Below are 8484 nucleotides of genomic sequence, written 5' to 3' on the forward strand. Positions count from 1 at the left end.
GTCGACCGGCAGCCGGCGCACCAGCAGCAGGGCCACGACGAGCGCCGCGGCCACCGCGAGCGGGCCGAGCCGCAGGTCGTCGCCGTAGAACAGCGCGATCGCCGCCAGGGCGCCGATGTCGTCCACGACTGCCAGGGTCAGCAGGAACAGCCGCAGCCGCGCCGGGTGGCTGGGGCCGATGATCGCCAGCGCCCCCAGCAGGAACGCGGTGTCGGTGGAGATGACGACGCCCCAGGCGTGCGCCGCGTCCGTGCCCGCGTTCACCGCCCAGAACAGCAGCGCGGGCACGACGAGCCCAGCGACGGCGGCGACGATCGGCACGACCGCCCGGCTGCGCTCGGTCAGCTCGCCGATGGTCAGCTCGCGCTTGACCTCCAGGCCCACGGTGAAGAAGAAGATCGCCATGAGCGCGTCGTTGACCAGCGCGTGCAGGTCCAGCCCGAGCGACCAGTCGCCGGCCATGAGGCCCACGTGGGTGTGCCAGAAGGCCGTGTACGAGTCGCCGAACGGCGAGTTGGCCCAGGTGATCGCCGCCAGGGTGGCCAGCAGGAGCAGGGCGGCGGAGGCCTTGTCGCGTCCACGGAAGGCGTCGAGGAGCCGGGTCACGGCGCCAGCCTAGGGAGCCGGACCACGTCGCGTCCGGCCGTGTCGGGTTGCCGACACTTTCGCGCATCTTCGGGCGGGAGCCGCCGATACGTGTTAGCAATGGTGGTTGCGTCGGCACACCACGTGCCGATCAGGCAGGATGCCGCGCACACGAAGGAGCTCGCGATGGTCGACGGATCGCCCTTGCCCGAGGTCAACCAGCTGGTCACCGTCCGTGACCTGTCCGGCAAGGAGCTGCCGACGCGGGTGGAGGACGTCAGCGGCTCCGTCGTCGTCGTGCCGCGTCCGGTCGACGGCGAGTCCGGCATCGGCCTGCGGCCCGAGGGGCTCACCGTGATGTGGCCCGCCGACCGCGGTGTCATGAGCCTGCCGGTGAGGCTGAACGAGCGTCGCGCCGACAACAACCTGGACGTCTGGGAGCTGGCGATCACCGGGCCGGCCTCGCGCCAGCAGCGCCGCGCCTTCGTCCGCGTCCCCGTCTCGGCCGGCATCGCGCTCGCCTTCGTCGCCGAGCGCCCGATCGACCCGACGCCGGACGTCGCCGACATCAGCGGCTGGCTGGTCGACCTCAGCGAGGCCGCCGCGTGCGTCTCGGTGCCGACCGCCCGGTTCGAGGACCTCAAGGCCAACACCAGGCTGCAGGCGACGTTCACCATCGGGGACGACTCCTACGACCTGCCGGCGCGGGTCTCCGACAGCGCCCCCGTGCGCGAGGTCGAGGACCGCACGGAGCTCGTCGTCCACTTCGAGATCCCCGAGTCCGAGGCCGCCCGTCTGCGCCGGATGCTGTTCGCCCAGCAGGTGCGCCTGCGCGACCTGAACGGACGCTGACCCGCGCGGCACGACGCCCGGCGTCGCGCCACTAGACTCGGGCCTCGTGAGCGACGCGACGACCGTGCCCGACGAGGACGACCTTCCCGAGCAGATCCGCATCCGGCGCGAGAAGCGTCAGCGCCTGCTGGACGCCGGGGTCGACCCGTACCCCGTGACGGTCGGCCGCACCCACACGCTGCGCGAGGTCGTCACGACCCACGACGCCGAGGCCCTGGGGGCGGACGTCCGCACGGGCGAGACCGTGTCGGTCGCCGGGCGCGTCATCTTCCTGCGCAACACCGGCAAGCTCTGCTTCGTCCGGCTGCGCGAGGGCGACGGCACCGAGCTGCAGGCGATGCTGTCGCTGGCCGACGTCGGCGAGCAGTCGCTGGCCGACTTCAAGGCGCTCGTCGACATCGGCGACCACCTGGCCGTCACCGGCGAGGTCATCACCAGCCGCCGTGGTGAGCTGAGCGTCGCCGCGACGTCGTGGCAGATCGCGGCCAAGACCATGCGTCCGCTGCCGGTCGAGCACAAGCCGCTGTCGGACGAGGCGCGCGCCCGCATGCGCTACGTCGACCTCATCGTGCGGCCGGAGGCCCGCGACAACGTCCGCGCCAAGGCGAAGGTGCTGCAGTCGTTGCGCGCCACGCTCGACGGCCGCGACTACGTCGAGGTCGAGACGCCCGTGCTGCAGCACACCAACGGCGCGCCGCGGCGCGTCCGTTCGCGACCCACGTCAACGCCTACGACGAGGACGCCCTGCTGCGCATCGCGCTCGAGCTGCACCTCAAGCGTGCGCTCGTCGGCGGCGTCGACCGGGTCTACGAGATCGGCAAGACCTTCCGCAACGAGGGCGTCGACAACACGCACAACCCCGAGTTCATGATGCTCGAGGCGTACGAGGCGTACGGCTCCTACGACACGATGGCCGAGCTGACGCGCGACCTGGTGCTCAACGCCGCCCGCGCGGTGGGCCGGACGGTCGTCCCGGGCCGCGACGGCTCGCAGATCGACCTGGAGGCCGAGTGGCGCCACGCCACCGTGCACGAGCTCGTCTCCGAGGCGGTCGGCCAGCCGGTGGACGTCGACACCTCCGTCGAGACGCTCGTCGCGCTCGCCGCGCAGCACGAGGTCGCGCTGCGCGAGGGCTGGGACGCCGGCGAGATCGTGCTGGAGCTGTACGAGAAGCTCGTCGAGCACACCCTCGTCCAGCCCACGTTCGTGCGCGACTACCCCGAGTCGGTGCGCCCGCTGGCCAAGCGGCACCGCACGAAGCCCGGCCTGGTCGAGGCGTGGGACCTCATCATCAACGGCGTCGAGCTGGCCCCGGCCTACTCCGAGCTCAACGACCCGGTCGTCCAGCGCGAGCGGCTCGAGGAGCAGGCGCGCATGGCCGCGGCCGGCGACCCCGAGGCCATGGACGTCGACGAGGACTTCCTGCGGGCGCTCGAGTTCGGCATGCCGCCCGCCGGCGGCCTGGGGCTCGGTGTCGACCGCCTGGTGATGCTGCTGCAGGGCGTCGGCATCCGCGAGGCGATCCTCTTCCCGATCCAGCGTCGCGAGTGAGCGCCGGCTGAGACCAGGACGGCCGGGACCCCGTGGGGTCCCGGCCGTCGTCGTCCGGGCCGGATCAGCTGGTCGCCAGGAAGACGGTGAACCCGCCGTCCTGCGGCGTGACCTGGACGGCGGTGCCGTCCTTCTCGCCGAACAGCGACGTCCCGGCGCCCCGGTCCTCGACGATCGGGTCGTACGCGGCCAGCGCCGACTCGTACGCGGCCAGGACCTCGTCGGCGGAGGCGTCGCTCGCGTAGTCCAGCGACTCCTGGCCGCCGTCCATGATCGAGCTCGTCGCACACAGGACGGCGCCGGCCGGCGGCTCGGGCCAGTCGCTCGGGACGAGCTCCAGCGACGAGGCGTCCGGCTTGGTCACGGCGAGCGGGAACGTGTCCGCGCACTCCTCGGGGACGCCGGCGTCCGCGGCGATGTCGTTCAGGTCGTCCTGGGCCTCCTCGGCGCTCACCGGCGAGGAGGTGGGGGACTCGTCCGAGCCGCCGCACGCCGACAGGGCGCCGGTGAGGGCGAGAGCGGTACCGGCGACGGCGAGGGCGACGCGGCGGGAGCGGTGGTTCATGAGGGTCCTTCGGGGCGGTCGGTGACGGTCACCACCCACCGTGCGGGACGGCCCTTGCACCGGCCTGACACGACGCTTGCACGGCCCGGGCGACGCCGGGTCCCCGACGCGGCGAGGCGCGCGCCCTACTCCAGCGGCTCGATGCCGGTGAGGCGCAGCTCCTCGACGTCCAGACGGGTGCGGATCTCGCGGACCACCTCGTCGTCGACGGTGCCCTCGGCCCGCAGGCGCCACAGGGCGTCGCGCTTGCGCTCGATGAGCGCCAGGCGCAGCCGTGCGTAGTCGTCGGGCTCGGCGAACAGCGAGCGCTCGGTCGCGGGGTCGTGGGCGTCCACCGACGCCAGGTGCTCGGCGTGCTCGCGGCGGACGCGCTCGTGCGCCGCGTCGCTGGTGCCGAGCTGCTCGACCAGGTCGTCCATGGCGTCCGCGGCCGCCTTGCTGAGCTCGCGCTCGGCCAGGACCCGCTCCTCCTGCGGCGACGTGTCGTCGGGCAGGTTCGCCCACCGGACGACCACCGGGAGCAGCGGGCCCTGGACCAGCAGCGTCAGCAGGATGACGCCGGCGGTCACGATGACGACGTCCTCGCGGCCGGGGAACGGCGACCCGTCCGCCAGGGTCGCCGGCACCGAGAGCGCGATGGCCAGCGACACGGCGCCGCGGAAGCCGGCCACCGCCGTCACGACCCGGCTGCGGGCCGTGGTGCGGCGCAGTCGCTGGGACGGGCGCCGGTCGAGCAGGCGGATGACCATGACGTCAGCGTCTGGAAGCAGAAGCGGACCACGAGCATGCCGACCCACACCACGACGATCGTGGCCAGGAGCCGGGCCACGTGCCCGAGCTCGGCGTCGTGGACGACGACCTGGACCTCGAGGCCGATGAGCACGAACAGCGCCGCGTTCAGCACGTAGGAGCCCAGCGGCCACGTCCACTCCGTCTGCCGGCGCGAGGCCGGGGTGCTCACGTGGCTGGACACGTACGCGATCGTCAGGCCGGCCACCACGACCGCGAGCACGCCGGACGCCTCGAACGACTCGGCCAGCAGGTACGCGGCGAACGGGACGATGAGCAGCGTGAGGTTGAGCGGCAGCGTCTCGCGCACCCAGCGCATGACCGCGCAGCCGAGGGCGGCGACCACCGCGCCGGCAAGGATGCCGCCGACGTAGGAGCGCAGCACGACCTCGGTGACCTCGATCGTCGTGACGTGACCGCCTCCGGCGAGGCCCACAGCGACGGCGTAGACCACGAGGGCGGTGCCGTCGTTGGTCAGGCTCTCGGCCTTGAGGATCATGAAGTGACGCCGCGGCAGCGTGCGTCCGAGGGCGGCCACCGCGGTCGCGTCCGGGGGAGCGACGGCGGCGCCGAGCACGAGCGCCGCGTCCCACGGCATGCCCATCCAGTGGGCCAGGGCCGCGACGCCGAGCGCGGTGGCGACGACCATGAGGGTGCTCATGATGAGGATGCCGCGGAAGGCGCGACGGATCGCGCGCAACGACGTCGTGAGGCTCTCCCAGAACAGCATGACCGGCAGGAACAGCAGCAGGACGACGTCCGGCGGCAGCTCGACCTCGCGCAGCTCGGGCACGAGACCGAGCAGCAGCCCGATGACGAGCAGGACCAGCGGTGCCGCGACGTGCAGCCGGGTGGCGAGCACGGTCCCCGCCAGCACGGCGACGCCCAGCACGACGGTGACCTCGAGTCCGTTCAACGTTCCTCCTGGCATGGACGGGCTGGACGAGGCTACGCCCGCACGGCCGGGAGCGTCACGGGAGTGGGGCCGAGCCTCGTTCCTCGAGCCTTGGGTGGTTGGTCACCGGAGGGGCAGATGACGAGGGGGTGCGCCCCTCGATCTGTCGGCTCGCCCGAGCCTCGTTCCTCGAGCCTTGGGTGGTTGGTCGCCCGAGAGGCTGATGACGACGGGTTGGGTGGATGCGCACCTCGCCTTGTCGGCTCGCCCGAGCTCACTCCTTGGGACTGTCGAGAGGAGCAGATCGAGCGAAGAAACTTTTGGAATGCTGGGGATTTCGGGTGGTTCCTGTCGGGCCCGCGAGGTAGGATAGAACAAACGTTCGACACGGGGGTCTCGGATGCTGATCGACGAGCTGGAGGGGTTGCTGGACGACACGCGTGCGCTCGAGCCTTGGCAGCTGACCGATGCCGAGATCCGTGAGGTGCTGGCGGCCTCGCAGCAGGCAATCTCCGGTCTGCAGTCGTCGGTGACTCGTCTGACCGGCGCCGCCGAGGACCGTGCGCTGCCCCGTGAGGACGGCAATGCCTCCACCGTGGCGTGGCTGGCGAGCCAGACCGGGATTGCGCGACGTGAGGCGTCGCGGATCGTGAAGCTCTCGCGTCTCGACGCGACCCGAGGCCTGGCGACCCGCGAGGCTTGGTCCAGCGGCGAGGTGTCGACCGAGCAGGCGTCGATCATCCTGACCGCGCTGGACCGGCTGCCGGAGTGGTTCGTGGCCGAGCAGCACGACGACGCCGAGGCGACCCTCCTGCAGCACGCGTCCGAGTTCGGGGCCGACGACCTGCGCCGGCTGGCGAATCGGATCGTGGAGGTGGTCGACCCGCTCGCTGCGGACGAGGTGATCGGTGAGCAGCTCGAGCGTCAGGAGAAGCAGGCGTGGGACGAGACGCACGTGATGTTCACGCCCCGCGGCGACGGGCCGACCTGGGTGCGCGGCGCTCTTCCGGACGTCCAGGCCGACATGCTGCGCACGGTGCTGGAAGGTTTGTCCGCACCCAGACGCCTGGATGCCCTGTTCCGGGACGTCGACGGCGATCACTCGGACGCCGAGATCGGCCGGCTCGACCACCCCCGCCGCATGGGTCAGGCGTTCTGCGAGCTGATCGAGCACCTGCCGCAGGACGCGTTCCCGCAGGCCGGCGGACTCGCCGCCACCGTGACGGTCAACATCGATCTCGACGACCTGCAGCAGCGGGTCTCCCGGGCCACGCTCTCCACCGGTTGCGACCTCAGCGCCAGCCAGGCCCGCCGGCTGGCCTGCAACGCCGGCATCCTCCCCGTCGTGCTGAACGGCGACTCCCCGGTGCTCGACCTCGGCCGTGCCGACCGGCTCCACGACCGGAACCAGCGCATCGCCCTCGCGAAACGAGACGGCGGCTGCTCGTGGAAGGGCTGCGACCGGCCACCCGCCTGGTGCGAGGCCCACCACCTCAGACCCTGGAGCGAGGGCGGTGAGACCAGCCTCGACAACGGTGCCCTCTTCTGCTTCCAGCATCACCACCTGCTCCACGACAGCGACTGGACAGCCCGCCTCGCCGACGACGGAGTCGTGGAGGTCGTCCCACCACCACGCATCGACCCACAGCAGCGACCCCTGCGCCACGCCAGACACGTGAAGCTGCGCCCCCTCGTGCCTGCCTAGCGCTCCCTGAGCCGGTTGAACCGTGGGCGCGCGAGACCTCACGGGCGTGAGTAGCGCCGCTCCGGCCGTCCGGCGCGTCCGTAGGCCAGACGCACCACCGCCCGTCCCTCCGTCACCAGCTGCTCCAGGTAGCGGCGGGCGCTGACGCGGGAGATGCCGATCTCCTCGCCGCACTCGGACGCCGAGACGTCGTCGTGGCGGCGCAGTGCCTCCAGCACGAGGGCCGTGGTCTCCGGGCTGAGGCGCCGGGTGGGGCCGGCCGGGGTCGGCGACGGGGCGGCCGCGACGAACGCGCGGTCGATCGTGCGCTGGTCGACCGGGCCGGCGTCGAGCGCCTGCATGGCGTCGCGGACGCTCTCCAGCCGGCGGGCGAGGTCGTCCTGCTCGAACGGCTTGACCAGGTACTGCATGGCGCCGCCGTGCAGGGCCTCGCGCACCACCTCGGCGTCGCGCTCGGCCGTCACCATGACGACGCCGGCGCGGACGCCCTCGGCGCGCATCCGCCGCAGCACCTCGACGCCGGAGACGTCGGGCAGGTGGACGTCGAGCAGGACGAGGTCGGGGTCGTGCTCGGCCGCGAGCCGCAGCGCCTCCTCGCCGGTGTGGGCGACGGCGACGACGCGGAACCCCTCGGTGCGCTCCACGAACCGGGCGTGGACGCGCGCGACCATGAAGTCGTCGTCGACGACGAGGACGTCCATCAGCGCTCCTGGGGTCGGGCCGCGTCGCGCGGCAGCTCCACCCTGAAGGTAGCGCCGTCGCGGCCGTCGCCCGGGTCGGCCAGGGTGACGCTGCCGCCGCGCTCGGTGCAGATCATGCGCACCAGCGGCAGGCCGATGCCGCGGCCCCCCGGCACGTCCGGCTTGGTGCTGAACCCGCGCACGAACACTGACTCGCGCAGCTCGGCCGGCACGCCGGGTCCGTCGTCGTGCACCTCGAGCACGACGCGCTCGTCCGTCGCGGCCAGGTGGACGGTGACGGTCGCCCCGGCGCGTCCGCGGCAGGCGTCCACCGCGTTGTCGACGAGGTTGCCCAGCACCGTGGTGAGGTCGGCGGAGTCCACGGGCGCCAGGGCCGGCAGCGAGGACGAGCGGTCGAGCTCGAGCGCCACCCCCGCCTCCGCGGCCAGGCTCGACTTGGCCACCAGCAGCGCGGCGACGGCCGGGTCGCGGACGCGTTCGGCCACGGCGGCGTCCGTCTCGGCCCGACGCCGGCTCAGGGTGCCCACGAGCGTGCGCACCTCGTCGTACTCGCCGAGCTGCACGAGCCCGGAGATGGTGTGCAGCTGGTTGGCGAACTCGTGGGTCTGGGCGCGCAGGGTGTCGGTGATCGACAGGTTCGAGCTGAGCTGGTTCTGCACGGCCACGACCTCGGTGCGGTCGCGCATCGTCGTCACCGAGCCGATGCCGGCGCCGCGGCTGGACGCCGGCCGGTGGTTCAGGACGAGGACCCGGCCGCGCACGAGCACGACCGCGTTCGTGGCACCTCGGCCGTGCCGGTCAGCAGCGCGGCCACCTCCGGCTCCAGCCCGAGGTCGGCGAC

At 72.7% G+C, this 8484-nt stretch carries 8 protein-coding genes and 1 pseudogene; 3 read left to right on the forward strand and 6 right to left on the reverse strand.

Going from position 1 to position 8484, the window contains the following annotated elements:
- On the reverse strand, positions 1-606 hold a 606-nt coding region (locus AC2W7G_RS04920), incomplete at its 3' end, for a Na+/H+ antiporter NhaA (RefSeq protein WP_485867453.1).
- 165 nt (positions 607-771) lie between these two features.
- Between AC2W7G_RS04920 and AC2W7G_RS04925 the strand changes: the two genes are divergently transcribed.
- The gene (locus AC2W7G_RS04925) at positions 772-1437 is read left to right on the forward strand and encodes a PilZ domain-containing protein (RefSeq protein WP_485867454.1); all 666 of its coding nucleotides are present in this window, start codon (positions 772-774) and stop codon (positions 1435-1437) included.
- 94 nt (positions 1438-1531) lie between these two features.
- A pseudogene (lysS, locus tag AC2W7G_RS04930) lies at positions 1532-2988 on the forward strand (lysine--tRNA ligase).
- 64 nt (positions 2989-3052) lie between these two features.
- On the opposite strand, the gene AC2W7G_RS04935 reads toward lysS, so the two are convergent.
- From AC2W7G_RS04935 to AC2W7G_RS04945, 3 genes are all read right to left on the reverse strand, one after another.
- Entirely contained in the window at positions 3053-3553 is a 501-nt protein-coding gene (locus AC2W7G_RS04935) for a hypothetical protein (RefSeq protein WP_485867455.1), read from the reverse strand.
- A 125-nt stretch (positions 3554-3678) separates the two neighbouring features.
- Entirely contained in the window at positions 3679-4302 is a 624-nt protein-coding gene (locus AC2W7G_RS04940; RefSeq protein WP_485867456.1) for a cation:proton antiporter domain-containing protein, read from the reverse strand.
- Complete coding sequence (locus tag AC2W7G_RS04945) at positions 4230-5258, reverse strand: cation:proton antiporter (RefSeq protein WP_485867457.1); 1029 nt, start codon at positions 5256-5258, stop codon at positions 4230-4232. Before AC2W7G_RS04945 ends, AC2W7G_RS04940 begins: the two co-directional genes overlap by 73 nt.
- Before the next feature lie 379 nt (positions 5259-5637).
- On the opposite strand from AC2W7G_RS04945, the gene AC2W7G_RS04950 reads away from it, so the two are divergent.
- Positions 5638-6942: an HNH endonuclease signature motif containing protein gene (locus AC2W7G_RS04950; protein ID WP_485867458.1), complete on the forward strand. Its 1305-nt coding sequence runs from the start codon at positions 5638-5640 to the stop codon at positions 6940-6942.
- Between the two features lie 38 nt (positions 6943-6980).
- Here the strand turns inward: AC2W7G_RS04950 and AC2W7G_RS04955 are convergent, their stop codons facing one another.
- Positions 6981-7643 (reverse strand): response regulator, encoded by a 663-nt coding sequence (locus tag AC2W7G_RS04955; protein ID WP_485867459.1) that lies wholly within the window; start codon positions 7641-7643, stop codon positions 6981-6983.
- Positions 7643-8484: sensor histidine kinase (locus AC2W7G_RS04960; protein ID WP_485867460.1), on the reverse strand; the 842-nt coding region annotated here is incomplete at its 5' end. The genes AC2W7G_RS04960 and AC2W7G_RS04955, both read right to left, overlap by 1 nt.

Source organism: Aeromicrobium sp. PFPM2_SD2, assembly GCF_057364525.1.